Genomic DNA, 840 nt, shown 5'->3' with positions numbered 1-840 from the left:
GTTTGTTTAAGGCTTCATCCACCCATCCCAAACGCTGCACATCTTGAGGATTTACACCAACGCCAACACCAAAACCTGTCTTGCTAACCCAGATGTGCGAAGCTTCTTGGTAAGACTCTAGGTTGAAGCCCTCAAGCACAGGATTCTCTGGCGACAAAACACATGAAAAGCTATCGTTCCATAAGGTTTTAGAATGGAAGGACTGAGGAAGCGTATCAAAACGGTTGATTGCCATATCAACACGGCCCTGCTCAACATCCTCGAAACTAACATCACTTGGAGTAAGAACATCTAAGGTCACTAGCGGCGCCAGCTTACGGACTTCGCTAAGTACATCCGGGATCAAAGTAGATTCAGCGTAGTCACTCGCCATGATTCTAAATACACGCTCAGTTTCCAAATCAAAACTACGTTCTGGCTGTACGACGCGCTCGACTTTAGAGAGAATTTCACGCACTTGCGGTTTAAGAGATAGTGCGAGTTCAGTGGGAGCCATGCCATCACTTGTTCGAACAAGCAAAGGGTCGTTAAACAAATTTCGAAGACGTTTTAGACCATTACTCATCGCTGGCTGCGTAATACCTAAGTGGTTAGCTGCTTTTGTAACGTTTTGTTCGCGTAGTAGAACATCCAAGTGAACCAATAAGTTCAGATCAATACGAGCAATATCCATAATAAACCTTTGAAATGATATTCGCGCGAAGTATACCTTTTCAGAAAAAAATAGATAGAGTAAATGGCAGTTTTTTTATGGAAACTCAAAGATTTCGAGCAAATACCCGCTTATTGCTTAGTACGCGCAATAAAAAAGGCCGAACTTTAAAAGATCGACCTCCTTCA

Annotated in this window: 1 protein-coding gene; it reads right to left on the bottom strand. The window is 43.0% G+C overall.

All coding sequences use genetic code 11. The features are described from left to right. On the bottom strand, nucleotides 1-673 hold a 673-nt coding region (locus A3762_RS20100), incomplete at its 3' end, for a LysR family transcriptional regulator (RefSeq protein WP_068757314.1). Nucleotides 674-840: the final 167 nt, after the last annotated feature.

The sequence above is a fragment of the Oleiphilus sp. HI0125 genome, from assembly GCF_001635355.1.
Note: the sequence above shows the minus strand (reverse complement) of the source record. Positions and strands in the feature narration are given on the sequence as shown.